Annotated in this window: 20 protein-coding genes; 5 read left to right on the top strand and 15 right to left on the bottom strand. The window is 69.0% G+C overall.

Features of this window, described 5'->3' with window-relative positions; all coding sequences use genetic code 11:
• Nucleotides 1-157: 157 nt before the first annotated feature.
• The 6 genes from ACIQ6S_RS03850 to ACIQ6S_RS03825 all read right to left on the bottom strand — a co-directional run bounded on the left by ACIQ6S_RS03850 (nucleotide 158) and on the right by ACIQ6S_RS03825 (nucleotide 8,432).
• The gene (locus ACIQ6S_RS03850; protein WP_397607213.1) at nucleotides 158-3,127 is read right to left on the bottom strand and encodes a TonB-dependent receptor domain-containing protein; all 2,970 of its coding nucleotides are present in this window, start codon (nucleotides 3,125-3,127) and stop codon (nucleotides 158-160) included.
• A gap of 193 nt (nucleotides 3,128-3,320) precedes the next feature.
• Nucleotides 3,321-4,220: a hypothetical protein gene (locus tag ACIQ6S_RS03845; RefSeq protein WP_397607212.1), complete on the bottom strand. Its 900-nt coding sequence runs from the start codon at nucleotides 4,218-4,220 to the stop codon at nucleotides 3,321-3,323.
• On the bottom strand, nucleotides 4,190-5,134 hold the full coding sequence (locus ACIQ6S_RS03840) for a histone deacetylase (RefSeq protein ID WP_397607211.1): 945 nt from the start codon (nucleotides 5,132-5,134) through the stop codon (nucleotides 4,190-4,192). Before ACIQ6S_RS03840 ends, ACIQ6S_RS03845 begins: the two co-directional genes overlap by 31 nt.
• An 81-nt stretch (nucleotides 5,135-5,215) precedes the next feature.
• Complete coding sequence (locus ACIQ6S_RS03835; protein ID WP_397607210.1) at nucleotides 5,216-7,000, bottom strand: phosphoenolpyruvate carboxykinase (GTP); 1,785 nt, start codon at nucleotides 6,998-7,000, stop codon at nucleotides 5,216-5,218.
• A gap of 98 nt (nucleotides 7,001-7,098) precedes the next feature.
• On the bottom strand, nucleotides 7,099-7,857 hold the full coding sequence (locus tag ACIQ6S_RS03830; protein WP_397607209.1) for a helix-turn-helix domain-containing protein: 759 nt from the start codon (nucleotides 7,855-7,857) through the stop codon (nucleotides 7,099-7,101).
• On the bottom strand, nucleotides 7,854-8,432 hold the full coding sequence (locus ACIQ6S_RS03825) for a TetR/AcrR family transcriptional regulator (RefSeq protein WP_397607296.1): 579 nt from the start codon (nucleotides 8,430-8,432) through the stop codon (nucleotides 7,854-7,856). Before ACIQ6S_RS03825 ends, ACIQ6S_RS03830 begins: the two co-directional genes overlap by 4 nt.
• Before the next feature lie 117 nt (nucleotides 8,433-8,549).
• Between ACIQ6S_RS03825 and ACIQ6S_RS03820 the strand changes: the two genes are divergently transcribed.
• The 3 genes from ACIQ6S_RS03820 to ACIQ6S_RS03810 all read left to right on the top strand — a co-directional run bounded on the left by ACIQ6S_RS03820 (nucleotide 8,550) and on the right by ACIQ6S_RS03810 (nucleotide 12,500).
• A complete protein-coding gene (locus ACIQ6S_RS03820; protein ID WP_397607208.1) occupies nucleotides 8,550-9,446 on the top strand; it encodes an alpha/beta fold hydrolase in 897 nt (298 codons plus the stop codon).
• Between the two features lie 3 nt (nucleotides 9,447-9,449).
• Nucleotides 9,450-11,924 (top strand): acyl-CoA dehydrogenase, encoded by a 2,475-nt coding sequence (locus tag ACIQ6S_RS03815; RefSeq protein ID WP_397607207.1) that lies wholly within the window; start codon nucleotides 9,450-9,452, stop codon nucleotides 11,922-11,924.
• A gap of 90 nt (nucleotides 11,925-12,014) precedes the next feature.
• Nucleotides 12,015-12,500, top strand: a complete 486-nt coding sequence (locus ACIQ6S_RS03810; RefSeq protein ID WP_397607206.1) for a hotdog fold domain-containing protein — start codon at nucleotides 12,015-12,017, stop codon at nucleotides 12,498-12,500.
• Between the two features lie 34 nt (nucleotides 12,501-12,534).
• Here the strand turns inward: ACIQ6S_RS03810 and ACIQ6S_RS03805 are convergent, their stop codons facing one another.
• Together ACIQ6S_RS03805 and ACIQ6S_RS03800 are read right to left on the bottom strand one after the other, a co-directional pair.
• Nucleotides 12,535-13,101, bottom strand: a complete 567-nt coding sequence (locus ACIQ6S_RS03805; protein ID WP_397607205.1) for a DUF922 domain-containing protein — start codon at nucleotides 13,099-13,101, stop codon at nucleotides 12,535-12,537.
• 43 nt (nucleotides 13,102-13,144) lie between these two features.
• A complete protein-coding gene (locus tag ACIQ6S_RS03800) occupies nucleotides 13,145-14,473 on the bottom strand; it encodes an NTP/NDP exchange transporter (protein ID WP_397607204.1) in 1,329 nt (442 codons plus the stop codon).
• A 120-nt stretch (nucleotides 14,474-14,593) separates the two neighbouring features.
• Here ACIQ6S_RS03800 and ACIQ6S_RS03795 point away from each other — a divergent pair, with 120 nt between their 5' ends.
• Complete coding sequence (locus ACIQ6S_RS03795; protein ID WP_397607295.1) at nucleotides 14,594-16,189, top strand: GMC family oxidoreductase; 1,596 nt, start codon at nucleotides 14,594-14,596, stop codon at nucleotides 16,187-16,189.
• A 30-nt stretch (nucleotides 16,190-16,219) separates the two neighbouring features.
• Here ACIQ6S_RS03795 and ACIQ6S_RS03790 read toward each other — a convergent pair whose 3' ends face one another.
• Nucleotides 16,220-18,127 (bottom strand): M48 family metallopeptidase, encoded by a 1,908-nt coding sequence (locus ACIQ6S_RS03790; protein ID WP_397607203.1) that lies wholly within the window; start codon nucleotides 18,125-18,127, stop codon nucleotides 16,220-16,222.
• 8 nt (nucleotides 18,128-18,135) lie between these two features.
• Nucleotides 18,136-18,732: a LemA family protein gene (locus ACIQ6S_RS03785; RefSeq protein ID WP_397607202.1), complete on the bottom strand. Its 597-nt coding sequence runs from the start codon at nucleotides 18,730-18,732 to the stop codon at nucleotides 18,136-18,138.
• Nucleotides 18,733-18,804: 72 nt separating this feature from the next.
• Here ACIQ6S_RS03785 and ACIQ6S_RS03780 point away from each other — a divergent pair, with 72 nt between their 5' ends.
• Nucleotides 18,805-20,031 (top strand): serine hydrolase domain-containing protein, encoded by a 1,227-nt coding sequence (locus tag ACIQ6S_RS03780; RefSeq protein WP_397607201.1) that lies wholly within the window; start codon nucleotides 18,805-18,807, stop codon nucleotides 20,029-20,031.
• Between the two features lie 119 nt (nucleotides 20,032-20,150).
• On the opposite strand, the gene ACIQ6S_RS03775 is transcribed toward ACIQ6S_RS03780, so the two are convergent.
• From ACIQ6S_RS03775 to ACIQ6S_RS03755, 5 genes are all read right to left on the bottom strand, one after another.
• Nucleotides 20,151-20,531: a hypothetical protein gene (locus ACIQ6S_RS03775; RefSeq protein ID WP_397572285.1), complete on the bottom strand. Its 381-nt coding sequence runs from the start codon at nucleotides 20,529-20,531 to the stop codon at nucleotides 20,151-20,153.
• 777 nt (nucleotides 20,532-21,308) lie between these two features.
• Nucleotides 21,309-21,695: a glycine cleavage system protein GcvH gene (gene gcvH / locus ACIQ6S_RS03770; protein ID WP_397607200.1), complete on the bottom strand. Its 387-nt coding sequence runs from the start codon at nucleotides 21,693-21,695 to the stop codon at nucleotides 21,309-21,311.
• A gap of 58 nt (nucleotides 21,696-21,753) precedes the next feature.
• A complete protein-coding gene (gcvT, locus tag ACIQ6S_RS03765; protein WP_397607199.1) occupies nucleotides 21,754-22,857 on the bottom strand; it encodes a glycine cleavage system aminomethyltransferase GcvT in 1,104 nt (367 codons plus the stop codon).
• 67 nt (nucleotides 22,858-22,924) lie between these two features.
• Nucleotides 22,925-24,502, bottom strand: coding sequence for an ABC transporter permease (locus tag ACIQ6S_RS03760; protein WP_397607198.1), 1,578 nt, complete (start codon nucleotides 24,500-24,502; stop codon nucleotides 22,925-22,927).
• A complete protein-coding gene (locus tag ACIQ6S_RS03755; protein WP_397607197.1) occupies nucleotides 24,493-25,575 on the bottom strand; it encodes an extracellular solute-binding protein in 1,083 nt (360 codons plus the stop codon). The genes ACIQ6S_RS03760 and ACIQ6S_RS03755 overlap by 10 nt, the downstream gene beginning before the upstream one ends.
• Nucleotides 25,576-25,631 lie beyond the last annotated feature (56 nt).

Genomic DNA, 25,631 nt, shown 5'->3' with positions numbered 1-25,631 from the left:
GCGGCCCCTCCCAAAACCCTTTGCCTCCTGCCCTGCTCCGGGGCGGTCGCGCATCGCCTTGTCCGCCTCCCGCCCCCCGCCTTCGAGACCTTCGACGGGCAAAGAAAAACCCGCCGTCTTTCGACGGCGGGTTTCCATGACGCGTGACGCGGGTCGATCAGAAGCGCTGCGAGTACTTCATGTACCAGAAGCGACCGATGTCGAAGCCGCCGTAGTACGACACGTTGGCGCTCGGCTGGCTGTACATCACCGGACCGTAGTGGTTGGTCACGTTGTTGGCGCCGACGGCGACCGTCGCGTTCCACGGGGCGTTCCAGCGGACCTGGAGGTCGTGGAAGGTGTTCGCACCGTGGACGATGCGGCGACGCAGGGCGCTGGCCGGACCGTTCGCCGGGTTGCCACCGATGAAGGTGCCGGTCGGGGCGAACTGGATCTGGTTGCACTCCGTGATGTACGTGCAGCCTTCAGCGATCGACGAGTAGTAGCGGCTCGTCCAGTTGACGCCCCAGTCACCCTTCTCCCAGCCCACGTTGAGGTTGGAGCGGATGCGGAAGGTCGTCGAACCGGAACCGGCCACGCCGACGCTCGAGATCGCGTAACGCGGATCGTTGGTCGAGACGAACAGGTCCTTCGCGGTGTAGGTCGTGTTGTTCGCGATCGAGAACGCACCGATCTCGCCCAGCTCGAAGCGGTAGGTCCAATCGAAGTCGAAGCCTTCGATCTCGCGGTAACCGGCGTTGCGGCCACCGAACGCCAGGTTGTTCACGTAGCCGAGGGTGCGGTCACGCGTGAACTGCGCGCAGCGGCTGGTGATGCCCTGAACGTAGCAGTCGTTGAGGATGTCGTTCGGCGAGTCGGCGACGATCGTGTTCTCGATGCGGACGTTCCACCAGTCCAGCGAGAGGTTCAGACCCTCGGCGAAGCCCGGGCTCCACACCACGCCCAGCGTCTTGGAACGCGAGGTCTCCGGCTGCAGGAAGGCGTTCGAACCCGACGAGAACGCCACCGGCGTCTGCGTGTTCGGGGCGCCGGCCGGGTTGAAGCCCTGGCCCAACTGGCGGTAGGTGTTGGCCAGCGTGCCGAGGTCACGGGCGCAGTTGGCGCGCGTGGTGGCGTTCGTGGCCGAGCTGCCGAAGTTGGTGTCGCAGGGGTCGGTGAAGAACGAGAACGTCTGCGACGTGCCGCCGTAGAGGTCGGCGATCGTCGGGGCGCGGAAGCCGTCGGCGATGGTGCCGCGGATCAGCACGCCTTCGATCGGCTGCCACTTCAGGCCGAACTTGTCGTTGGTGGTGTCACCGAAGGTGTTGTAGTCCGAGAAACGGCTCGCCAGCTGGAAGCTCAGCTCCTTGGCGAAGGCCATGTCGGCCAGCACCGGCACCTGAAGCTCGGCGTAGAACTCGTCGACCTTGTAGTCGCCACGGGTCGGGCCCGACGACAGGTTGGTCGAGTTGCCCGTGACCGCCAGCGCGTCCGGCACGAAGGCGCCGGCTTCCTTGCGGTTTTCGTAGCCCACGGCGTACATCAGGTCGCCGGCCGGCAGCGCGAACAGGTTGCCCGACGCGTTCAGCGTGATGACCTCGGTGCTGGTCTCACCCGTGGCGTGCTCTTCCTGGAACAGGAAGTTCTGCAGCGCGGTGTTGCCGGCGAGGCCGCCCGGCGCCACCTGGCCAGCCGGAATGAACGGGTTCCACGGCACGCAGGAGGTGAAGGCGATCGGCGCGGCGGCGGTACCGCACTGCACCTGGCCCTGCGAGTTCAGGAACGACGGGCCGACGGCCTGCAGCGTGCGCGAGACGTTGAGGTTGCCGAAGGTCGACTGGATCAGCTCGTTCTTGTTGTAGACGTAGGCGGCATCCCAATCGATGTAGCGCTCGCCGAACTCGAGGCTGCCCTCGAAGCCACCCGTGAAGCGGTAGGTGGTCAGCTCCGAGCGCGAGTCACGCGGGATGTCGAACGTGCGATGCGTCCACGTGTTGATCTGCTGGCCGAACGGATTGAAGAAGCTGGTGGCCGACATCGGGGTGGCGAACGCCGCCGCCTGCATCGGGTAACCGGCCACGCGACGCTCCGAATCACGGTAGGCGTAGGTGAAGTCGGTCTTGAAGCGGACGTAGTCCGTGATGTCGAACGTGCCGGCGGCGAAGAGGCCGCGCGACTGCAGCGGGGTGCGCAGGTCGGTCTGCTCGAGCGTGTTGGTCTTGTCGACGGTCGAACCGTCGGTGCAGATACCGGTGGCGAAGTTGCAGCCGCCCGTGTTGGTGTTGATCAGCACGTAGTCGGCGCGGTTCTGCGGATTGCCGCCCGGACGCAGGCGGTAGGTGCCGTTGGCGAGGCCGGTGATCGGGTTCGCGGCGTTGACCGTGAAGCCACCGAACTGGCTGACCGTCGTCCAGTTGTCGGTCGGGTGGTAGGTCGAGCGCGGGAAGGCCGAGAAGAAGCGATCGGTCGCAGCGACCTTCTCTTCCTTCGCCCACTCGGCGGCGAGCGTCAGCGAGCCGCGGTCGCCGACGAAGCCCAGGCGCATGTCGGCGCGGGTGGTTTCGCCGTCGCCTTCGCTGTACTGGCCGTAGTACGAGCTGGCCTGCATGCCCTCGTAGTCGGAGACGGTGATGATGTTGACCACGCCGCCGATGGCGTCGGAGCCGTACAGCGACGAGGCGCCGTCCTTCAGGATCTCGATGCGCTCGACCGCGGCGGCCGGGATCGTCGCGAGGTCGGCGAGGCCGCTCGTCGTGATGCCCATGCGGCGACCGTTGACGAGGATCAGGGTGCGCGCGGCACCCAGGTTGCGCATGCTGACGAACACGCCACCGGCCGCTTCACCGGCCGAGAGCGGCTGGGCGCGGGTGATGGTCGGGGTGCCGAACGCGGACACCTGCTGGATGATGTCGGCGACCGACTGGAAGCCCTGCTTCTCGATGTCAGCGCGGGTGATGGCGAGGACCGGCGCCGGCGTGGCGAGGTCGACCTGGCGGATGCGCGAACCGGTCACTTCGACGCGGTCGAGGGTCTGGGTCTCGTCCTCGGCCTGCGCGTTCTGCGCGAAGGCGGGTGCAGCGAGGACCGAGGCGGCGCCAGCCAGAAGCGCGAAGCGGATCGCGCCCGTGAGCTGCGTGATATTCGACATGTGGGTTTTCTCCAAGGATCAGGAGGACTCGGAAGTCCAGTGGTGCGCGCGAGGCCGGGGGGTTCCCACCCGCGAGCGGCCCCGAGAATAACGCAACATTAATGGTCGGCACATGTGACTTCCGACGCATTTCACTTCTGGTTAGGAAGCGTCGGCATGCGGCGTCGCAGCATGCGCGCGACGCACGTCCGTCCTACGGCGGGTTGCCGTTGGGCGGGGGCGTGGCCGCCGCCGGCGCGGGACGCACGATGATGCCAATGGGACCGCTGAACGTGGCAATGCGAAGTGCGCCACCGCCATCGCCCATGGCCAAAGTGCCGTCCGGCCGCTGGACGATGCCAGCGGGCAAGGCGACGTCGCCTTGCGCTTGCGCGATGCGCGCGACGAAGGGTTGTCCGGCTTGGATGCTCACGTCGACGTCACCGCCAAGCGTCTCGAGCCGGGCGTCCAGACCTTCGGTGGCATCAAGCGAGAGATCGATGGCGCCGGAGACGCTGGCCAAGCGGATTGGGGCGCCGTTCGCCAGGCGGACGCCGAGATCACCCGACACCGTCGTCGCTGCGACCCCGCCAGCGCCGGCGACCGCGAGGCGCTGCGCCCCGTCTACCGAGTGCGCACGCAAGCGCGATCCCTCGACCTCGGCCTCGATGCGACCGGCAACGGTGTCGATGTCGACGAGCCCGGCGGTGGACACCACGCGGACATCGCCGCGGCCACCACGAATTACGACACTCGCGCCGCCCACGCCGTCGAGATCGAGCGTGGCGTCGCCAAGCTGCAGGCGCAGGCTGGCGTCGGCCGGCACGCGCAGTTCGACACGGGCGGGACGCGCGCGCAGCCGCTCGGCGTCATCGATGGCCAGGATCCTGCGGTCGAAGGCCTCCCGCCAGACGAGCCGCTGGCCGGGCGCCAGATCGGCCTGCACCGTGGCCTTGCCCGCGTCACCCGGACGGACCGTCACCTCGCCAGCCTCGATGCGCAGGTGCATGACCTGCCCCGGCGCCAGCGCACGCTCGTCGTTGACCACCGCCGCGAACGACGGGGCTGCGGCGAAGGCGGCGATCAGGCCAAGGAGGGCGACGGCGCGGGGCATAGCGTGATCGCAGCACAGGCGGCGCGCGCTGCCAAGCGCACAGTCTCGGCGTGGATGTCGACGATGTCGTCGACGTCCGGGGCATAGCCGCCAGCCATCGCGACCGAGAGCGGCAGGCCGTGGCGACGGCAGGCCTCGAACACCGCACGGTCGCGCTGTGCGAGGCCGGCTTTCGTGAGGGCCAGCTGCCCGAGCCGGTCCCCGACAAAGGGGTCGGCCCCGGCGAGGTAGATCACCGCCTCGGGGCGCGCCGCGTCGACGGCCCTCGGCAGGTGCGCGGCCAGCAGGTCGAGGTAGCGCGCGTCGTCAGTGCCGGGCGGCAAGGGCACATCGAGATCGGAGGCCGGCTTGATGGCCGGGTAGTTCTTGGCGTCGTGCATCGAGAAAGCGAACAGCGTGTCGTCGTTCGCCACCAGTTCCGCTGTGCCGTTGCCGTGGTGCACATCGAGATCGACGATCAGCAGCCGCTGCGCGAGCCCCTCGGCCTGCACATGCCGCGCCGCCACGACCGCGTCGTTGAAGATGCAATAGCCACCGCCGCGGTCGAAGGCCGCATGGTGCGTACCGCCCGCGAGGTTCACCGCGATGCCGTCGCCGCGCAGCGACGCCTCCAGCGCAGCGATGGTGCCGCCCACGGTGCGTCGTGCGCGTTTCGCCATGGCCTCCGACCACGGAAAGCCGATGCGCCGCTGCTCCTGCGGGCTCAAGGTGCCGCGTCTGACGCGCTCGATGTAGTCGTGGCAGTGGACGCGGCGGAGCGCCTCGTCGCTGGCCGACACGGGCTCATGCAAAGTCACGCCCCAGCGTTCCGCGCACTCGCGCACGCGCTCGTAGAGGCGCCGGTACTTCGCCATCGGGAAGGCATGGCCTTCCGGCAACGGCAATTCAAACGTGGGGCAGAAAAAGGCCTTCATGGCATCGAGCTTAAGCCGATGCGATGAAGGCCTTGAGGAGGGCGGGCGATGCCGGGTTCGGGCACCGCCGCGGCCGCGGGATCAGGCCGCGGCTTTCTTGGCTTCCGCCTCGAGGGCGGCGGCCACGCGCTGGCGCTCGGCTTCGAGGGCCGCTGGCAGGCGCGGGCCGAACTCAGCGAGATACTCGCCGATCGAGGCCATCTCGTCCTTCCAACCGTCGCGGTCGTAGCCGAACAGCACGTCGCGCGCCTCGTCGCTGAGCTTCAGGCCATCGAGGTTCAGGTCCTCGCGCTTCGGGAACAGGCCCACCGGCGTCTCGATTGCCGCGGCCTTGCCCTCGCAGCGCTTGAGCATCCACTCGAGCACGCGCAGGTTGTCGCCGAAGCCCGGCCATAGGAACTTGCCGTCGCTGCCCTTGCGGAACCAGTTGACGTGGAAGACCTTCGGCAGCTTGTCGGCCTTCGCACCAAAGCTGAGCCAGTGGCTGAAGTAGTCGGCGAAGTTGTAGCCGCAGAAGGGCTTCATCGCCATCGAGTCGCGGCGCACGACACCGACCGCGCCGGTGGCGGCGGCGGTGGTCTCCGAGGCCATGCCGGCGCCGACCAGCACGCCATGCGTCCAGTCGCGGGCCTCGAACACCAGCGGCACCAGCGAGGCGCGGCGACCGCCGAAGACGATGGCCGAGATCGGCACGCCCTGCGGGTCTTCGGCCTTCGGCGAGTAGGACGGGCACTGTTTGGCCGACACGGTGAAGCGGGCGTTCGGGTGCGCGGCCGGGCCCTTGGCCGCGTCGAAGGGCTGGCCCTTCCAATCGGTGACCGGCACGCGGTCATCGAGGCCTTCCCACCAGGGCTGGTTGTCGGCCGTCACACCAACGTTGGTGAAGATCGCATCGCGGTCGAGCATGGCGAGCGCGTTCGGGTTGCTCTTCGCACCCGTGCCCGGGGCCACGCCGAAGTAGCCGGCTTCCGGATTGATGGCGTACAGGCGGCCGTCGGCGCCGGGGCGCATCCAGCAGATGTCGTCGCCAACCGTCCAGACCTTCCAGCCCTGCGAGCGATAGCCCTCCGGCGGGATCAGCATGGCGAGGTTGGTCTTGCCGCAGGCGCTCGGGAACGCCGCCGCGACGTAATGCGTTTCGCCCTGCGGGTTCTCGATGCCAACGATGAGCATGTGCTCGGCGAGCCAGCCTTCCGTGCGGGCCTGGTAGCTGGCGATGCGGAGCGCATGGCACTTCTTGCCGAGCAGCGCGTTGCCGCCGTAGCCCGAGCCGTAGCTCTTGATCGCCAGCTCTTCCGGGAAATGCATGATGAAGCGGCGGTCCGGATCGAGCTCACCCGTCGAGTGCAGGCCGCGCACGAACGAACCCTCGCGCTCGATGCGCGCGAGCGCGGCCGAACCCATGCGGGTCATGAGGCGCATGTTGGCCACGACGTAGGGCGAATCGGTGATCTCGACGCCGCAGCGCGACAGCGGCGAGTCGATCGGGCCCATGCAATAGGGGATGACGTAAAGCGTGCGACCCTTCATGCAGCCGGCGAACAGCGCGTCCATCTGCGCATGGCCTTCCGTCGGCGACATCCAGTGGTTGTTCGGGCCGGCGTCGTCGCGGTGCGTGGTGCAGACGAAGGTGAGGTGCTCGACGCGGGCCACGTCGCCGGGGTGCGAGCGGTGCAGCGTGCAACCCGGGTGGGTTTCGGCGTTGAGCCGGTGCAGCGTGCCGTCGGCAAGCATGCGCTCGGTCAGCATCGCGTTCTCGGCGTCCGAGCCGTCGCACCAGTGGATGTGGTCGGGCGTGGTGAGGGCGGCGACGGACGCAACCCAATCATTGAGGGCCGCAAAACGGCTCGGCGAGCTGCTGCTCATCGGGAGAACTCCAGAAGGGAAATCGTCGGAGGCCGGGACCACTCCCGTGACGCCTGCCACCGGCCAGCGACCGGGACCCGCCTCAATGCATACGTATTCTATAGCGTCGGGGCGGGGTCCGCCGAGGCTTTCCGCAGGGGGTCGAACAGCCCCAGGCTCCAGGGCCGCTGGGCCAGCACCAGGCTCACGCCGACCCGCTCGGAGGCGGGGAGGTGGGCGTCTTGCGCCAGCATGAGATCAAACTGGCCGGCGGCCTCCCGGAGCTTTTCTCGGATCGTCGCGGCCGAGCGCCGGGAGACCATGCCCGAGAGCAGCAGCAGGGTCTCCTCGCCTCCGGCGAAGCGGCTCTTGAAGAACTCCGGCAGAAGGCGCTGCTGGAAGAAGCGCTGCATGGGGCCGTCGGTCCGCCAACGGAAGTTCCGGGCGGTCAGTACCCGGGCCCGGTTGCCGGGCAGCAACTCGATGATGCCGAGGCGGTCCAGCTTCACCAGCCGGCCGATCCAGTCCGGGAGGCTTATCTGGTAGTTCGCCAGCACCTCGTCCTGCGTCCAGCGGTTCACGGCCAGATACAGCGCCAGCATCAGGAGCGGGTCATCGACCAGGGCCTGCTCCTGCGCCTCGGACAACTCGGCCAAGGCCGGCCGGCGCTGCTCCGCTTCGGCGGCGAGTTCGGCGAGGCCCATGTCGAGCGCCTCGCAGATCTGCTCCAGGCGTTCGAGGCGGATGGACTGCTCCGAGAACATCCGCTTCACCGAAGCCTCGGACATGCCGATGCGTTCGGCGAGGTTCGCGTAGGTCAGCCCCTGCGCCTTCAGCACGCGCTTCAGGGCTTCGACGAGCTGGACGCGGAGGGTCACGGAATCAGCGCGTCCATCACGTGGGTGACGTAGGCCTCGAACTCATCGTGGTTCAGGCGCGGCTGGCCGAGCTGCAGGGACAGCTGCAGGAAGCCGACGTAGGCGGCGTAGGTCAGCCGCGCGCGATTGATCGCTTCGAGGCGCGGCATGCCGGCCTGCCGGAAGCTGGCGGCGAGGTAGTCCATGCGCCGCTGCGACACGCGCGCCAGCACCGGCTGCACGACCGGGTGGTCCAAGGCCTTCAGCAGCTCGCTGTAGATCTTGTGCGGCTTCAACTCGTGCGCAACGAGCTGGAACAGCGCCTTGAGGCGCTCGCGCGGCTCTGGGAAGGCATCGAGCTTGCCGAAGACGGTCTCCTGCTCCATGGCTTCCCAGCGTTCGAGAGCGGCCGCAAGCAGCGCCTCGCGCGAGGGGAAATGCCAGTAGAAGCTGCCCTTCGTCACGCCGAGGCGGCGCGCCAGGGGCTCCACGGCGACCGCGGCCACGCCGTCGTCCGCGATGACGTCGAGGGCGGCATTGGCCCAGTCTTCGGCGGAGAGACGCATCGGTCGTTCGGTCTTGGCGGCGGCGGGCATGGGCAGCAGGCGGGCGGCATTCACGGCAATGGAAGCGACACAATAATGTGTCGGGCGCGCTTTCACCATACGCATACGTATTGACAAGCGCGAAAAACGCCACCCATACTCGGCCGTATGGTTTCCGTCACACCCCTGCCCGCTTCCCTGGCCTCGTTCGAATGGACGGGTTCGGGCGGCCTGCCGCTGGCCGCCAGCGCGGCCGGTCCGCTGGGTGCGGACATCGGCGTGCTGTTCGCCCACGGCTTCGGCCAGACGCGACAGGCGTGGACGCGCTCGATGCTGGCGCTGGGCCAAGCCGGCATCGCCAGTGCGGCCTACGACATGCGCGGCCATGGCCAGTCCGGGCGCAACGTGCCGGAAGAACGCTACGGCGTCGAGCAGTTCATCGATGACGCCCTCGCCGTTCGCGCAACGCTGGCGCAGCCGCCGGTGCTGGTCGGGGCCTCGATGGGCGGCCTCGTCGGCCTCGCCGCGCAGTCGCGCGGGGCGGGGTTCGCCGGCCTGGTGCTGGTTGATGTCACGCCGAAGTGGGAAATCGCCGGAATGCAGCGCATCCTCGCCTTCATGGGCGCGCATCCGGATGGCTTCGAAGACCATGAGCACGCGGCGAGCGAGATCGCGGCGTATCTGCCGCATCGCCGTGAGCGCAAATCCTCCGCCGACCTCGCCCATCTGCTCGTTCGCGGCGACGATGGCCGCCTGCGCTGGCATTGGGACCCGCGCCTGCTGCAGGACCTCGCCGATTCGGCGAAACACCAGGACGAACTCGCCGAGGCCGCCCGCGGCATCGACGTGCCAGTGCTGCTCGTGAGCGGCGGCCGCAGCGACCTCGTCTCGAAAGAGACGGTCGCGCATTTCCTCGACCTCGTGCCGCACGCCGAACACGTGCACTTGCCGGAGGCCACGCACATGGTGGCCGGCGACGACAACGACGCCTTCACCCGGGCCGTCATCGAATTCCTTTCTCCCCGCCCCCACGCGGGATCCTTCCAGACCCTCCGCGGAGCCTGAGCCATGAGCGCTGTGTTGCCCTTCCTCGTCCTTCTGCTGGTGGTCGCCGTTGCGGCGTATCACCGCTGGTCGCTGGCGGTGTTCACCGCCGTCGCCGGTGCCGGCCTCGTGCTGGTCGGCCTCACCGGCGTGGCGCCGGTCGCGACCATCGTCGCCGGTTCGCTGCTGGCGGTCGTCGCGCTGCCGCTGCTGATCACGCCGATCCGGCAGAACCTGATCACCGCGCCGCTGCTGAAGTTCTACACCAAGATCCTGCCGCCGCTCTCGGAGACCGAGAAGACCGCGCTGGAAGCCGGCACCGTCGGCTTCGAGGGCGAGCTGTTCTCCGGCGCGCCGAAGTGGGCCGACCTGCTCGCGCAGCCGAAGCCGACGCTGACCGCCGAAGAGCAGGCCTTCCTCGACGGCCCGGTCGAAGAGGTCTGCAAGATGACCAACGACTGGGAAACCACGCACGTGCACGCGGACCTCGAGCCGCAGGTGTGGGACTACCTCAAAAAGAACAAGTTCTTCGGGATGATCATCCCGAAGGAGTACGGCGGCCTTGGCTTTTCGGCGCTGGCCCACCACAAGGTCATCCAGAAGCTGGCCTCGATCTCGGCCACGCTGAGCTCGACCGTCGGCGTGCCGAACTCGCTCGGCCCGGCGGAACTGCTGCTGCACTACGGCACCGAAGACCAGAAGCGCCACTACCTGCCGCGCCTCGCCGACGGCCGTGAGATCCCCTGCTTCGCGCTGACCGGCCCGACGGCGGGCTCGGACGCCACCTCGCTGCCGGACTTCGGCATCGTCTGCGAAGGCGACTGGAACGGCGCCAAGGTCCTCGGCGTCAAGCTGACGTTCGACAAGCGCTACATCACGCTGGCCCCGGTAGCGACGGTGATCGGCCTGGCCTTCCGCCTCTACGACCCGAACAAGCTGCTCGGCGATGAAGCCGACCGCGGCATCACGCTCGCGCTGATCCCGCGCGAAACGCCGGGCCTGAGCGTCGGCCGCCGCCACTTCCCGCTCAACTGCACCTTCATGAACGGTCCGCTGCACGGCAAGGAAATGTTCCTGCCGCTGTCGCAGCTGATCGGTGGCGAGGAGTACATCGGCCACGGCTGGCGCATGCTCGTCGAGTGCCTGTCGGTGGGCCGCGCCATCACCCTGCCCTCCACCTCCAGCGGCGCGGCCAAGCTCGCCGCCGCAGCCACGGGCGCCTACTCGCGCATCCGCAAGCAGTTCGGCCTGTCCATCGGCCGCTTCGAGGGCGTCGAGGAAGCGCTGGCCCGCATCGCCGGCAACACCTACGCCGCCGCGGCGCTTTCGCAGGCCACCGCCGCCGCCGTCGACCGCGGCGAGAAGCCGGCCGTGCCCTCGGCGATCGCGAAGTACCACGCCACCGAGATGGCCCGCGAAGTCGGCAAGGACGCGATGGACGTCCACGGCGGCAAGGGCGTGATCCTGGGGCCATCGAACTACCTCGGCCGCGGCTGGCAGGCCGCCCCGATCTCGATCACGGTGGAAGGCGCGAACATCATGACGCGCTCGCTGATGATCTTCGGCCAGGGCGCGATCCGCTGCCATCCGTGGGTGCTGAAGGAAATGCAGGCCGCCACGCATCCGGACCCGGCCGTGCGCCTGCGCGAGTTCGACACCAACTTGTTCGGCCACATCGGCTTCGCCATCAGCAACGCCGTCCGCAGCCTGTGGATGGGCATGACCTTCGCCGCCTTCGGCTCGGCGCCGGGCGATGACTACACGAAGCGCTTCTACCGCCGCCTCAACCGCTATTCCGCGAACCTCGCGCTGGTCGCCGACACGTCGATGCTGACGCTGGGCGGCAAGCTGAAGTTCAAGGAGAAGCTGTCGGGCCGCCTCGGCGACGTGCTCTCGCAGCTCTACATCGCCAGCGCGATGCTGAAGCGCTACGAGGACGAGGGCCGTCCGGCCTCCGAACAGCCGCTGCTGGCCTGGGCCTTCCACGACAGCGTGTTCAAGATCGAGAACGCGCTCTCCGGCGCACTGCGCAACTACCCGATCCGTCCGGTCGGCTGGCTGCTGTGGATGCTGGTGTTCCCGTTCGGCCGTCGTGCGCAGGCCCCGAGCGACCGCCTCGGCCGTCGTGCCGCGGCCCTGCTGATGTCGCCCTCCGACGCCCGCGACCGCCTGGTGAGCGGCGTGTTCCTGACGCCCTGCGAGAACAACCCGGCCGGCCGCGTGAACGCGGCGCTGGCGAAGGTGATCCTCGCCGAGCCGGTGGAGCGCAAGTTCATGAAGGCGGTGAAGGGTGGTGAGATCGCCGCGCTGGATTACGCCGCGCAGTTGGCCGAGGCCGTGCAGAAGGGCCTGATCACCGGCGAAGAGCGCGCCCAGCTCGAAGAGCTGCGCCGCCTGACCTGGGACGCGATCAGCGTGGACGATTTCGACCACGAGGACCTCGTCGCCGCGTCGCTGTACCGCGGTGCGAAGTCCGGCGACACCCGCCGCGCTGCCTGATCGCCTCGCGTCGCGTCACCACGGAACGGCGGGCCCAGGCCCGCCGTTCTGCTATCCGAACCCTTGCGCGCCACCGACCGTGAGCCATCCATGAGCACGACCACGCCCCTCCTCGCCCTGTATCGCCGCTTCGAGCGCCTGCCGCTGGGGCGCTGGCTGTTCTCGCGCGCCGTGTGCTTCAAGGCGCCCTACTTCGGCACGATCCATCCGACCTTCGTCGCGCTGGAGCCGGGCCGCTGCGAAGCGCGCATCCCGCACCGTCGCGGCATGCAGAACCACATCGGCAGCGTCCACGCGATCGCGCTGTGCAACCTCGCCGAGCTCTGCGCCGGCGTCATGACGGACGCCTCCATCCCGGCCGACATGCGCTGGATCCCGAAGGGCATGACCGTGCAGTACCTGAAGAAGGCCATGGGACCGCAGACCGGCATCGCCCAGCCGCGCATTCCGATCGTGTCGGCCAGCGCGGGCTACGAGCTGCCCGTGCAAGTGGAAGTGCACGACGCCCGCGGCGAGCCGACCTTCCGCGCCGAAGTGGTCATGTGGCTTTCGCCGAAGCCCCAGCGGACGAGCTGAGCCCGTCCCTGCGGCGCCCAGCGCAGCCCGCTGCTCATCGGAGGGGAATAACCGCGCCTTGGCGAGCACCGCTGGCCGTCCGCCGGTCGTAGCGCTGGTGAAGCACCGCCTGACGGTGGCGGAACAGGAACTCCTCGCGCAGCAGCACCCGCCTCGCTTCACGGCAGTCGGCAAAGGGGCCGGAAGCGGAAACTCGATCGTGGGAGGCCCGCGCGCCCTCGACCCCGATCGCGACGTGCCCCTCCTCATGGACGCGCAGCCCTTCCACCGACGACAGCCACACCCGCTCGAACGCGGGACTGTGGCGCGCGCCGCGGCGATCAAGCCGCGGCAGCGTCACGGTGACGACGAGCGTGGTGCGCAAACCCTCCATCCGACACCCCGAGGCGCCGGACACAAGCTCGGCCCTCTGCTCGAAAGACAGGGCGGTCTGTCCGTGCCATCCCTGCGTGCGGCGAAGATCCGACAATGCGCGCGACAGTTCGCTTCGGTTCGCCGCCGCGATCGTCAGGGTGTTCTCGCGGCGGATCACCTCGAATCCCGCGAGCGCGTCGGACGGCAGCGCCTCCGCGCCCTGCGCCACCGCCCCGGCGACGGCCATGGCCGCGCCCAGCATCGTTCGCAGGGCTAGGGCCAACGCCGCGTCACCGACCGGGCGATAGCGACCGCTGCGCGCGCACGACGCCCCAGGCCGACAGGAACAGCGCAAGCGCCATACCGGTGCCGAGCAGGAAGACCATCGACGAACCGAAGGACGCGATGGCCTTGTGCACCCAGACGAAAGTGAAGTCGCCGCCGCGGTAGATCGCGGTGTCGATGAACGCCTTGGCCTTGTAGCGGGTCTCGGCGTCCACGCGGGTGTAGATGGTTTCGCGGGCCGGCTTCGCCAGCGCGAACTCGCCGGTCCGCGTGGCGATCTGCACCGCCATCAACAGCATCGGCAGCGGGTTTCCCGCCAGCACGGCGAAGCCGAGCGTGATGGCCAAGCCGGGGATCAGCAGCAAGGGCGCCACGCCGAAGCGGGCGAGCAGGAACGGCGTTATGAACAGCTGGATGGCCAGCGTCAGGCCATTGATCCAGAGGTCGATGGTCGCGAAGAAGGCCGTCCGGGCTTCGTCGTCGGCGATCTGGCGGGCCACCGCCGCCTGCTCGTTGTAGAGCAGCGTGCCCACCGCGACGCCGAAGAACATCACCAGCGCCATGCCGCGCATTAGGGGGTCGCGCGCGACGATGCGCAGGCCCTCAAGGAAGCGCCCGCCCATGGCCTCGTCGAAGCGCGGGCCGCCCCGCTCCTCCTCGCGCCGACGGGCCCAGGGCGCCAGCGCGATGACGAAGGCGAGGCACAGGCCCATGAAGCCGGTGCTGATGAGCATGATCGTCTCGACGCCGACGTCCTTGACGATCAGCTTGGTCAGCGCCGGGCCGGCCAGGGCCCCGAGCGTGCCGCCCACGCCGATGAAGCCGTAGAACAGCCGCGACTGCGCCGAGCTGTAGATGTCGGACATGAAGCTCCAGAACACCGTGACGGCGAACAGGTTCACGACCGCGAGGAAGATGAAGAAGGCCGCGCCTCGGCCCGGCACGTCATTGGCGAAGGCCAGGTAGAACACGCCGAGCGCGGTCACCAGCAGGCCATAGACGAAGGGCAGGAACACCCGGCGCGGGTAGCGGCTCACCAGCGCGCCGTAGAACGGCTGAAGCACCAGCATCGAAACGAAGGTGCCGGTGAACAGAACCTGCAGTGTCAACGTTCCCAGGGCGATGCCACGCTCCGCGAAGAAGGCGATCATCGCCGGGGGGAACACGGCCGAGGCGTCGTCCGTGGCGCCGAAGGCGTCGCGGATCGAGCGCAGCATGAAGTAGCCGCACAGCAGGCAGAAAAAGTAGCCGAACGACAGCGCCAGGGCCGGCACGTCGGCCAGCGCCTGCTTCAGATCGGACCAGCGGAGTCGCTGGGGGCCTTGGGCCTGCATCGTCACTCCGTGGCAATGGATGCCCCTTACTTTAGCGGAGTCGCCGCCAGCCGCCGAGCTAGAGCATTCACTCTAGACGTGCGGACCAGCATCGCCCATCGCTTCAGCGGCAGTCGGTACGTGTTCGACTACATCATCGTGGGTGCCGGCTCCGCCGGCTGCGTCCTCGCCAACCGGCTCAGCGCCGATCCCGCCGTCAAGGTCCTGCTCCTGGAGGCCGGTCCGCGCGACTGGCATCCCTTCGTGCACATGCCCGCCGGCCTCGCAAAGCTGGTTGGCAAGAAAGGCGTGAACTGGGATTACAGCACCGCGCCGGAGCCGAAGCTCGACGGCCGCATGCTGTGGTGGCCGCGCGGCAAAGTGCTCGGCGGCAGCAGCTCGATCAACGCGATGTGCTACATCCGCGGCGAGCGTCGCGACTACGACGAGTGGGCCGAACTCGGCGCCACCGGCTGGGATTGGAGCAACGTGCTGCCCTACTTCCGCAAATCGGAAGGCAACGAGCGCGGCGCGGATGCGCTGCACGGCGGCGATGGCCCGCTCGGCGTCAGCGACCACCGTTACCGCAATCCGCTGTCGGCGGTGTTCGTGGAAGCCGCAACGCAGGCGGGCTTCCCGGCGAACCCCGATTTCAACGGCGGCGTGCAGGAAGGCTTCGGCTTCTACCAGACCACCACGCGCGGCGGCTCGCGCTGCTCGTCGGCCACCGCCTACCTCGACCCGATCCGTGGCCAGCGCCCGAACCTCAAGGTCATCACCGGCGCGATGGCGCGCAAGGTGCTGTTCGAGGGTGGACGCGCCAGCGGCGTGCTTTACACCGTCGGCGGCGCGGCCTTCGCGGAAGGGGCGGCGCGCGAAGTGATCCTCTGCGGCGGCGCCATCAACAGCCCGCAGCTGCTGATGCTCTCCGGCATCGGCCCGGCGGCGCACCTGCACCAGCAGGGCGTGGAGGTCCGCGTCGACCTGCCCGGCGTCGGCGGCAACCTGCAGGATCATCTGGATATCTGCACGCTGCAGCGCTCGACGCAGGCCGTCACCTACGACGATTCCGACTCGCTGCTCAACGAAGCGAAGATCGCGTGGGACTACTACCTTCGGAAGCAAGGCCCGGGCACCAGCAACATCGCCGAGGCCGGCGGCTTCCTGCGTTCAAGCCTGGCAGAAGACGAGCGCCCCGACCTTCAGTTCCACTTCGTGCCCGCGCAACTCGACGACCACGGCCGCAACAAGTTGCCCGGCTACGGCTTCACCGTGCACGCCTGCTTCCTGCGACCGAAGAGCCGCGGGCGCCTGTACCTCGCCGGCACCGACGCCGCCAGCAAGCCGCGCATCGAGGCGAACTACCTCAGCGATGCGGAAGGCTTCGACCTCAAAGTGATGCGCGAGTGCGTTCGGTTGTCGCGCGAGATCCTCGCCCAGCCGGCCTTCGCTCCCTACCGCGGCGACGAACTGCTCCCGGGCGCGAAAGCGCAGGACGAGGCCGCCATCGACGCCTTCATCCGCCGCAAGGCGGAATCGATCTACCACCCGATCGGCACCTGCGCGATCGGCCGCGACGGCGATCCGAACGCGGTGGTCGACCCTCAGCTGCGCGTGCGCGGCGTCCAGGGCCTCCGCGTGGTGGACGCCTCGGTGATGCCGAAACTGATCGGCGGCAACACCAACGCCCCGACCATCATGATCGCCGAGCGCGCCGCGGACCTGATGCTCGGCTGAGCCCGATCACCTGGAGCGGGCCTTTCCGCCTCAGGCGGCCCGCACCGGCTCCAGCGCGGCCGGCAGGGGCGCGTGCAGGATGGCGCAGACGATGCGCAGCAGCTCAGCCTCGGGGATCGTCATGCGGCCGTCGTGCGCCGCTGTTGCGACGAGGGCTTCCACCAACATCAGCTTCGCCTTCGGCAGGAGCGCGTCGAGCCGCGGCCAGGCGTCGTCGAGCACCGCCACGCCATTCGCCGGCGGCGCGTAGCGCGCGCTGGACTGCGGCAGCACATGGGGCATACCGGCCATGAAGGCGCGCTGCGCTTCCGCCGGCTGGGCATGGCCGGCATGGGCGAGCACGGCCAGCAGTTGCACCACGTCGGCCTCGACATCGGCCAGCTTGACCCGCGGCTGGCGCCACGCCGTCGCCGGATCGGCCGAGGCCTGCAGTTCGGCATGCAGCAGCTGCGCCAGGCCGTACTCCAACAGGGTGATGCGGCCATCGGCATGCGAGAGCGCCGTGCAGACATCCGCCACGGCGGCGACATCCGCCTTCGAGCGCCGCTTCAAGGTCGCCAAGGCCAGCATCGCCAAGGGCAGTCGCAGGGCCGCGTGCAGGCCGTGGACGCGTTCGGCGTAGTCGGCCGACTGTCCCGTCATCCGTTCGCCCATGCGGGCCTTCAGCTCGAAGCGCTGCTTCTTCTGCACCGTGGGCTCGGCGGAGAACAGCAGGCCGAACAGCAGCGGCATCGCCTCCTCGCGATCGCGCGCGGCCCGGTCGAGCACACCGGGGATGGCGGCGATCACCGCCTGTGCGCGCTGCACGTCGTCGGGGCGCCAGCCGCCGAGCCCTTCGGCCACGGCGCCGGGGGAAACGCGGATCAAAGTGGCCTCAGGCGGCAGAGGCGGCGGCTCCACCATCGCTTTGGCGTGGTCTTCGTCCAGCCCCGAAGGCGGCGGCAATTGTTGACGCGACAGCGCCTCGTTGAACTTCTCCGGTTTGAAGCCGGGACGGATCGCACGGATGCGATCCAGCAGCGGCGGATGGGTGGCCATCCAGCCCGAGAAACCGAGGCCATCCTCGAACAGCATGTGGCTGATCTCTTCGGCTTCGGGCGCCAGCATGCGGCCCTGGCCGGGCACGCCGGCGATCTTCAGGAAGGCACCCACGAGGCCCTCCGGATCCCGCGTGTACTGCAGGGCCGAGGCGTCGGCGAGGTACTCGCGCTGGCGGCTGATGCCGGCCTTGATCAAGCGGGCGAACCACAAGCCGATCGCACCCAGCGCCATCAGCGCCAGGCCCAAGGGGATCAACCCGCCCGCCTCGCGCTTCCCATCGCGGTTGCGGGTGCTGACGAGGAAGCGCCCGACCACGCCGAGCATGGTGATGCCGAACAGCAGCCCGACGAGGCGCAGGTTCAGGCGGATGTCGGCGTTGAGGATGTGCCCGATCTCGTGGGCGACGACGCCCTGCAATTCCTGCCGGTTCAAGCGGTCGAGCGCACCGCGGGTGACCGCGATGGCGGCGTCCGGCCCGCCGAAGCCAGCCGCGAACGCATTGATGCGGGGTTCGTCCTCCAGCACGAACACCTGCGGCAGTGCGCTGCCCGAAGCGATCGCCATCTCTTCGACGACGTTGAGCAGGCGGCGCAGGCCGGGATCGTGCGTGTCCACGGGCACCGGCGTGCCACCCAGCGCCATGGCCACCGCGCCGCCGCCTTTTCGCAGGGTCATCGTGCGGTAGAAGCTCGCGCCGCCGATCAGCAGCAGCGTGCCGATGGTGGTCATCGCCATGACCTGGCCGATCGTCGCGACCGAAGCCGCGCCGACGTAGGCAAGGGACAGCCACACCACGAGGTTCACCGCGGCGACGATGCCCAGCACCGCAAGCGCGAACAGCAGGAACAGCCTGTGCGAACGGCGGCGCACCGCCTCCTGGCGCTCGAAGAGGTTCATCGTGGGGCTCAGAACTGGACGCGGGGCGCGTTGCGCTTGTGGCTCTCCGCTTCCGGGATCTCCAGCAGCGACGCCGGCTTGAAGTCGAAGCGGGCGGCCACCAGGCTGCCGGGGAACATCTCGCGCCGGTTGTTGTAGCCCATCACGGCGTCGTTGTAGGCCTGCCGCGCGAAGGCGATGCGGTTCTCCGTGGAGGTGAGCTCCTCGGTGAGCTGCTGCATGTTGGCGCTCGCCTTGAGCTCCGGATAGGCCTCGACGGTGACCAGAAGGCGCGAGAGCGCGCCGGAGAGCTGCCCTTCCGCGCCGCCGAGCTGGGCGATCGCGGCGGCATCGCCGGGCGCGGCCTTGGCGGCGCCGAGGCCGGACACCGCGGCGTTGCGGGCCTGGATCACTGCTTCGAGCGTGCCCTTCTCATGCGCCATGTAGGCCTTGGCGGTTTCGACCAGGTTCGGAATGAGGTCGTGGCGGCGGGTGAGCTGGACGTCGATCTGGGCGAAGGCGTTGCGGAAGGCGTTCCGCGCTCCGACGAGGCCGTTGTAGGCCCCCACCACCCAAACCACGAACGCAGCGACGGCACCGACGACGATGAGGAGGAAAAGCAGCATCCGCGAACACTCCTTGAACGAGGGGGGCGCGTCGAAGCGCTAGAATCGACGCAGTTCCAGCATACGTCGCCCATGCGTCCCCGCAAGCTTCTCCTGTCGCTCCTGATCGCGACCGCCACCCTGCCCACCCTCGCGACGCCGCCCGCTCCGCAGGCTGCGGCCAGCCTCTCGACGCCCGCACCCTCGACGATCCCCGTGGACGAGGCGACGGTCGCTAAGGCCACGGCCGACATCGATGCGCTGGCGCAGGCGATCATCGGCCGCGGCGTTCCTGGCGTGGCGGTGGCCGTGGTCCATGGCGATCGCACGCGCCTGGCGAGGGGCTACGGCCGCACCGGCGGCGCCAACGGCGAGCGCATCGACGACCGCACGGTCTTCCGCATCGCTTCGTTGTCGAAAGGCTTCGCCGGCACCCTGGCCGGGCTGCTCGTGGAGGACGGCGCCCTGCGCTGGGATATGCCGCTCGACCAACAGTTGCCGACCTTCCAGCTCGCGGATGCAGCGGGCTCGACGCGGCTCACCGTGCGCGATGCCCTCGCCCATCGCATGGGGCTGAAGTACCACACGTACGACCGCGACCTCGAAGGTGACACGCCCTATCCGCTTCTGGCCGCACGACTCAACCAGGCGCCACTGCTGTGCGCGCCGGGCGAGTGCTTCGGCTACCAGAACGTCGCTTTCAGCCTGATCGGCGACGTCGTGTTCGCGGTGACGGGCGACTTCTACACCCGCCAGGTCGAGCTGCGGCTGTTCGCCCCGCTCGGGATGGAAGACACCACGTTCGGCCGTGACGGGCTCGAGGGCAGCGCTCGCTGGGCCCGCCCGCACGTGCGCGCGGGCCGCGGCTGGACGCCGGTGCGCCCGCGCGAGAACTACTACCGCGTGCCCCCGGCGGCCGGCATCAATGCCTCGATCCACGACATGGCCATCTGGGCGAAGGCGCAGCTCGGTCACCATCCCGAGGTGCTCTCCACGGCGATGCTCGACGACCTGCACGCCCCGCTGGTGCGGACGCCCGACCAGCTCTCGGGCTCGCCTTGGCGCCGCACGCGCCTTCGCAACGCCCACTACGGCACCGGCTGGCGCGTGTTCGATTACGACGGCGAGCCGCTCGTCTACCACGCGGGCGCCGTGCAGGGGTATCGCGGGATGATCGGCCTGCTGCCGCGTCGCGACGTCGGCATCGTCGTGCTCTGGAACAGCGAATCGGCCCTGCCCTCGGGCCTCATGCCGACCTTCCTCGACACCGTGCTCGGCAAGCCCGACGGCAAGTGGGTCGACCTCGTCAACGGTCGCTAACGCCTCACTTCCCCGGAAAAAGCTAACGCCCCTCTCGGGGCGTTATGGCCTTTGCAAAGTCCCCCGGCCGCCTGGGCAACGGACCGGGGGTGATTACAGCAATCGGGTACGGCTTTGGCTTACATCGCCGCGACGGGCGCGGCCGGAGCCGGAGCGGCCTTCGGGGCCGACTTCTTCTTGGGAGCAGCCTTCTTCTTAGCAGCCTTCTTCGGGGCAGCCTTCTTGGCGGCCTTCTTCGGGGCAGCCTTCTTCTTCGCAGCCTTCTTGACGGCCTTCTTCGGGGCAGCCTTCTTCACGGCCTTCTTGGCGGCCTTCTTGGCAGCCTTCTTCGGGGCGGCCTTCTTGGCAGTCTTCTTGGCGACCTTCTTGGCAACCTTCTTGGCAGCCTTCTTGGTGGCCTTCTTGGCGGCCTTCTTCACGGTCTTCTTGGCGGCGGCCTTCTTGGCAACCTTCTTCACCGCTTTCTTCGCGGCTTTCTTCGCAGCTTTCTTGACAGCCATGGTTCACTCCTCGTCAGTGGTTTGGCGTAGTGCCTTGTGTCACTTGCCCAGTAGCAAAGGCAGAGCCACGACGCTGGGCGTCGCGGCAACCCCGCGCCGACGGGATCGTCGGCGTGGATGCGGTTGGCCGCTGGATCGCGGCGCGCGGAAGCACCCCACCGGCGCGGACATCGCGGCCTTGCGGGACAGTTCCGGGAAAGGGGACCTCGGCATTGCGTGAGAGGGAGTCGGACCGCACGCCCCGGGCCGGAGCCGTTCGGGCGAGATCGTCGTGTTCGCAATGCGGATGGAGGTGCGTTCGGATCACTCGTCGTGATGTGACTTGCGTTGCGGCGGAAACTAGCCACGCATTTTTTTTGTGTCAACAACTTTGCGAATTTTTTTTCCGCCGCTCCGACGCCGAGCGCGTGCGATGAGCTCGACTCGCCCGACGTCGATGCCTCGCGACGCGGAGGCGCATTCGCGAAGAATGCATAAAACGCGGGAATAAACCGCGATATCGAAAACGCGCACTCGCCTCGGGAGCGTTCCGGACATCGGCGAAGCGCTTCGTTCCGAACGCAACCGACATGCCGACGAAGCGACACCAAAAGTGCCGAAATCGGCGTTTGGTGCAGCGCACAAATCAAAACTGCGCGAACTTTTTTCCTCCGCGACGCGATTCCGGAGCGTCGATGCGCGCTTCCGGAGGCCCGGAACGACGAAGGCCGCACCCTTCGGCGCGGCCTTCGCGAGCGTCGCGAGGCGCCGACCGGCGCCGCCGCGATGGCGATTTCCTCAGTCTTCGAGCGTCGCGGCGTAGTCGGCGGCCGAGAGCAACGATCCGAGCTGCGAGGCATCGCTGGCCTCGACGACGAACATCCAGCCGGCGCCGTAGGCGTCGCCGTTGATCGTCTCGGGAGCGTCGGCGAGCGCAGCGTTGACGGCGACGACCTTGCCGGAGAGCGGCGCGTAGACGTCGGAAGCCGCCTTGACCGACTCGACGACGGCGCAGCCGGCGCCCTGGGTGAGCTCGTCGCCTTCCGACGGCAGCTCGACGTAGACGAGGTCGCCCAGCGCGGCCTGCGCGTGGTCGCTGATGCCGACGGTGTAGCGGCCGTCGCCCTCGGCGCGGACCCACTCGTGGGACTTCATGAACTTCAGGTCGGCGGGAACGTTGCTCATCGGGATCTCCAGGTTCGGTGGAATGCGGGGCGGACGGGGCCGGGGTATTCGGTGTGGATCAGGCCAGCGCGCCGGGCTGCGGCTGGCCGTCGCGGACGAAAGGATATTTCACGACGCGCACCGGGATGCGCTTGCCGCGGATGTCGACCTCGACCGCACCAAGCTCGCCGCCCGGCACGCGGGCCAGGGCGATCGAGCGGCCGAGGGTGGGCGAGAAGGTGCCGGAGAGAATTTCGCCGACGCCGCTGGTGGTGTGCACGGGCTGGCCGTGGCGCAGCACGCCCTTCTCGTCCATGACGAGGCCGATCGTCTGGCGCGGCACGCCGGCGGCCTTCTGCGCTTCCAGCACGGAGCGCCCGGTGAAGTCACGTCCCTCGTCGAAGGCCACCGTCCAGGCTAGGCCGGCTTCGAGCGGGCTGACGCTGTCGTCCATGTCCTGGCCGTACAGCGCCATGCCGGCTTCGAGGCGCAGCGTGTCGCGGGCGCCGAGGCCGGCAGGGCCAACGCCTGCGCCCTCGAGCGCTTCCCACAGTGCAACCGCGTCGGCTTCCGGGACGATCACTTCGAAGCCGTCCTCGCCGGTGTAGCCGGTGCGCGCGACGAAGAGCGGACCCTTCGGGCCCGTCACTTCGGCGGCGGCGAAGCGGCCCAGCGCCAGCACGCTGGCCGAGGCTTCGGCCGACAGCAGCGAGGCGAACTTGGCGCGGGCGTTCGGGCCCTGCACGGCGATCATCGAGAGCTCCGGGCGCTCCTGCACGGCGACGCCGAAGGGCTTTGCCTGCGCTTCGATCCACGGCAGGTCCTTGTCGCGGGTGGCGGCGTTGACCACCACGCGGAACCAGGACTCGCCCATGAAGTAGACGATCAGGTCGTCGATGACGCCGCCCTGCGGGTTCAGCATGCAGGCGTACAAGGCCTTGCCCGGCACCTTGAGCTTGTCGACGGAGTTGGCGACGAGCTGGCGAAGGAACGGACGCACCTGCTCGCCGCGGAGGTCGACGACCGTCATGTGCGAAACGTCGAACATGCCGGCATCACGGCGGACGAGGTGGTGCTCCTCGATCTGCGAGCCGTAGTTCAGCGGCATGTCCCAGCCGCCGAAATCGACCATGCGGGCGCCGCGGGCGCGATGGGTGGCATTGAGAACCGTGGACTTCGTCATCGCGCGCTCTGCGGTGGTTTCGGATGGAACCAAGTATCGCAGATGCGCCCGCCGCGGTGCCGCGGCGTCAGTGCCGCTGGCGGAGCAGCGCGACCACCGGCACGAGGCCCACCACCACCAGCAGCAGCGCGGGCAGCGCAGCCCGGTCCCACAGCCCTTCCGACGTGGCCGAATACACCTCGACCGCCAAGGTGTCCCAACCGAAAGGACGCAGCATCAGCGTGGCCGGGAGTTCCTTCATGGCCTCGACGAAGACCAGCAGCGCGGCGGCAAACAGGCCGGGGCGCAACACTGGAAGGCCCACCTGCCACCAACGGGCGAAACGCCCCTGGCCGAGCAGCGCGGCGGAATCCATCAGGTGCGGACGCAGCACCGCAAGCGCCGCAGAAGCACCGGACAGGCCGACGCGTTGGAAGCGCATCACCAGCGCGAGGATGAGTGCGGCCAGGCCAGTCGACCATCCGGACAGGCCGAGCGCGCGCTCGATCGCCAGCAGGCACCAGAACACCGCCACCGCCATCACCGCGCCGGGTACCGCGTAGCCGAGGCCGGCGAGGAAGGCACCAGCACCGAGCCAGCGATCCTCCGGGAAGCGGCGTCGCGCCGCGGCCACCAGCACGCCCAGCGCCACGGCGAAGAGCGCCGTGAGCGCCGCGATCACGACGGTGCCGCGCACGGCGGGCCAGGGCATCGCCGCCCACGGCGTCGGCGGCAACCAGGCCAGCAATTGCGCCATCGGCCACACGACGCCCAGCGCCACGACCAGCGAGGCGGCGAACGCCACGCCGAGCCCGGCCATGCGCGGCAGCGGGACGCGCTGCGGCGCGCGCAACTCCGGCCCCGGCGGCGGCAGGGCGCGGCGGCCGCGATGCGCCAGCAGCAGGACGAGAAGCACGCCGCCGAGCATCGCCAGCGCCAGTTGCGCTGCGAGCGCCAGCGAGTTCAGCCCGGTCCAGCTCTGGATCACCAGCGTGGTGAGCGTGTCGCGGCCGAGCAGCTTCACCGCGCCGAAATCGGCCAGGGTCTCCAGCAGCACCAGGCCGAGCGCGCCCAGCCAGGCCGCGCGCGTGGCCGGCAGGACGACGCGGAGAAAAGCCTGACGCGGCGAGGCACCCAGCAATCGCGCCGCGTCGAACGCCGCGCTGCCGTGCCGCTGCAGGGTGGCGCGCATCATCAGGTACACATAAGGAAAGAGCGCGAGGCCAAGCACCACGCAGGCGCCCAGCAGACTGCGCACTTCGGGGAAGGCGTCGGCCGGCAAACCGAGGGCACGCCACGCACGGGCCGGGGCCGCGTCGAAACTCAGGCCGGCGACATACACATAGGCCAGCACGTAGGCGGGAAACGCGAGCGGCAAGGCCAAGGCCCATTCCAGCCAACGCCGCCCGGGAAACTCATGGCGCGTCACCGCCCACGCGAAGCCGATGCCGAGCACCAGCGCGAGCGTGCCGACGCCGACGAGCAAGGCCAAGGTCTGGCCCAGCGCGCGCGGCAGCATCACCGAGGCGACGTGCGGCCAGAGGCCGGGAGCGACCTCGCCAGGCGAGATCGCGAGGAACGCCAACGGCGCACACAACAGCAGCGCGGCGCCGAGAACGGCGCCGCGCGTGGACCACAAGGACAGCGGGCTCGGCGTCAGCGCCATCCGGCCTCGTTCATCAACATCACCGCTTCGGCCTGGCGACGACCGGCGACGGCGATGTCGACCGGATCGGCTTTGAACTCACCCCAGCCCGAGACGATGGGATCCAACGCCATGCCGGGCTTCACCGGGTACTCGAAGTTCAGGCCGGCAAACTTGGCTTGCACCGCATCGCTGGCCAGCCACTCGAGCAGGGCCTGCGCCTGTTCCGGGCGATCGCTGGCCGCGACCACGCCCGCACCGGAGATGTTGACGTGCACGCCGGCGTCGGCCTGGTTCGGCCAGAACGGCGCCACGGCGAACGCAGCGTCTTCCTTCAGCAGGCGGCCGAGGTAATACGTGTTGGTGATGCCGACCTCGCACTGCCCGGCGGCGATCGCCTGCAGCAGCAGCGTGTCGTCGGCGAACGGCGGCGCGGCGAGGTTCGCCACCCAGCCCTTCAGCACCTCGCGCGTGGCGTCGGCGCCGAGGCGCTCGATCATGGTGGCGACCAGCGACTGGTTGTAGACCTTGGCCGACGAGCGCAGGCAGAGCTTGCCCTTCCACTGCGGCTCGGCCAGCGCCTCGTAGGTGCTCAGCGTGGCGGGATCGACGCGATCCTTCGCGTACATGATGGTGCGCGCACGCTCCGACAGACCAAACCAGCGGCCCTGCGCGTCGCGCAGATTGGCCGGCACGTTCGTCTCGAGCGCCGGCGACACCACCGGCGCGAGCAGGTTGCGCTCGGCGGCCTGCCAGAGATTGCCTGCGTCGACCGTGATCAGCAGGTCGGCCGGCGTGCTCGCGCCTTCGGCGGCGAGGCGTTCGATCAGCGCGTCGGCGCCATCGATGCGGGTTTCGATCTGCACGCCAGTTTCGGCGGTGTAGGCCTGCAGCACCGGATCGAGCAGCGGCGGCTTGCGCTCGGAGTAGATGACCAGCGGGCCTTCCGGCGTGGCGGCCGGCGCCGCGGCGGCGGCATTGACGTCGTCGCGTGCCGCCGCTTCGGGCTCGGCCGGCGCGGAGCAGGCGGCGAGCGTCAGCGCGGCGAGGGCCGCGGCGATCGGCAGCAGGCGGGGAACAGCGGGGAGGCGCATGGAAACTCCAAGGGCTGAGAAGACGGTCAAATGATAACCGTTCTCATCCCGAAATA

It is taken from the genome of Silanimonas sp., assembly GCF_044377035.1.
Taxonomy (GTDB): Bacteria; Pseudomonadota; Gammaproteobacteria; order Xanthomonadales; family Xanthomonadaceae; genus Silanimonas.
This window is presented reverse-complemented; position numbering and strand designations above follow the sequence as displayed.

What these genes read in the sequence shown, in the direction of transcription:
- ACIQ6S_RS03850 (WP_397607213.1), bottom strand. Translation starts at nt 3,127, where the DNA reads ATGTCGAATATCACGCAGCTCACGGGCGCGATCCGCTTCGCGCTTCTG.
- ACIQ6S_RS03845 (WP_397607212.1), bottom strand. Translation starts at nt 4,220, where the DNA reads ATGCCCCGCGCCGTCGCCCTCCTTGGCCTGATCGCCGCCTTCGCCGCA.
- ACIQ6S_RS03840 (WP_397607211.1), bottom strand. Translation starts at nt 5,134, where the DNA reads ATGAAGGCCTTTTTCTGCCCCACGTTTGAATTGCCGTTGCCGGAAGGC.
- ACIQ6S_RS03835 (WP_397607210.1), bottom strand. Translation starts at nt 7,000, where the DNA reads ATGAGCAGCAGCTCGCCGAGCCGTTTTGCGGCCCTCAATGATTGGGTT.
- ACIQ6S_RS03825 (WP_397607296.1), bottom strand. Translation starts at nt 8,432, where the DNA reads ATGCCCGCCGCCGCCAAGACCGAACGACCGATGCGTCTCTCCGCCGAA.
- ACIQ6S_RS03820 (WP_397607208.1), top strand. Translation starts at nt 8,550, where the DNA reads ATGGTTTCCGTCACACCCCTGCCCGCTTCCCTGGCCTCGTTCGAATGG.
- ACIQ6S_RS03815 (WP_397607207.1), top strand. Translation starts at nt 9,450, where the DNA reads ATGAGCGCTGTGTTGCCCTTCCTCGTCCTTCTGCTGGTGGTCGCCGTT.
- ACIQ6S_RS03810 (WP_397607206.1), top strand. Translation starts at nt 12,015, where the DNA reads ATGAGCACGACCACGCCCCTCCTCGCCCTGTATCGCCGCTTCGAGCGC.
- ACIQ6S_RS03805 (WP_397607205.1), bottom strand. Translation starts at nt 13,101, where the DNA reads ATGGCCGTCGCCGGGGCGGTGGCGCAGGGCGCGGAGGCGCTGCCGTCC.
- ACIQ6S_RS03800 (WP_397607204.1), bottom strand. Translation starts at nt 14,473, where the DNA reads ATGCAGGCCCAAGGCCCCCAGCGACTCCGCTGGTCCGATCTGAAGCAG.
- ACIQ6S_RS03790 (WP_397607203.1), bottom strand. Translation starts at nt 18,127, where the DNA reads ATGAACCTCTTCGAGCGCCAGGAGGCGGTGCGCCGCCGTTCGCACAGG.
- ACIQ6S_RS03785 (WP_397607202.1), bottom strand. Translation starts at nt 18,732, where the DNA reads ATGCTGCTTTTCCTCCTCATCGTCGTCGGTGCCGTCGCTGCGTTCGTG.
- ACIQ6S_RS03780 (WP_397607201.1), top strand. Translation starts at nt 18,805, where the DNA reads ATGCGTCCCCGCAAGCTTCTCCTGTCGCTCCTGATCGCGACCGCCACC.
- ACIQ6S_RS03775 (WP_397572285.1), bottom strand. Translation starts at nt 20,531, where the DNA reads ATGGCTGTCAAGAAAGCTGCGAAGAAAGCCGCGAAGAAAGCGGTGAAG.
- gcvH (WP_397607200.1), bottom strand. Translation starts at nt 21,695, where the DNA reads ATGAGCAACGTTCCCGCCGACCTGAAGTTCATGAAGTCCCACGAGTGG.
- gcvT (WP_397607199.1), bottom strand. Translation starts at nt 22,857, where the DNA reads ATGACGAAGTCCACGGTTCTCAATGCCACCCATCGCGCCCGCGGCGCC.
- ACIQ6S_RS03760 (WP_397607198.1), bottom strand. Translation starts at nt 24,502, where the DNA reads ATGGCGCTGACGCCGAGCCCGCTGTCCTTGTGGTCCACGCGCGGCGCC.
- ACIQ6S_RS03755 (WP_397607197.1), bottom strand. Translation starts at nt 25,575, where the DNA reads ATGCGCCTCCCCGCTGTTCCCCGCCTGCTGCCGATCGCCGCGGCCCTC.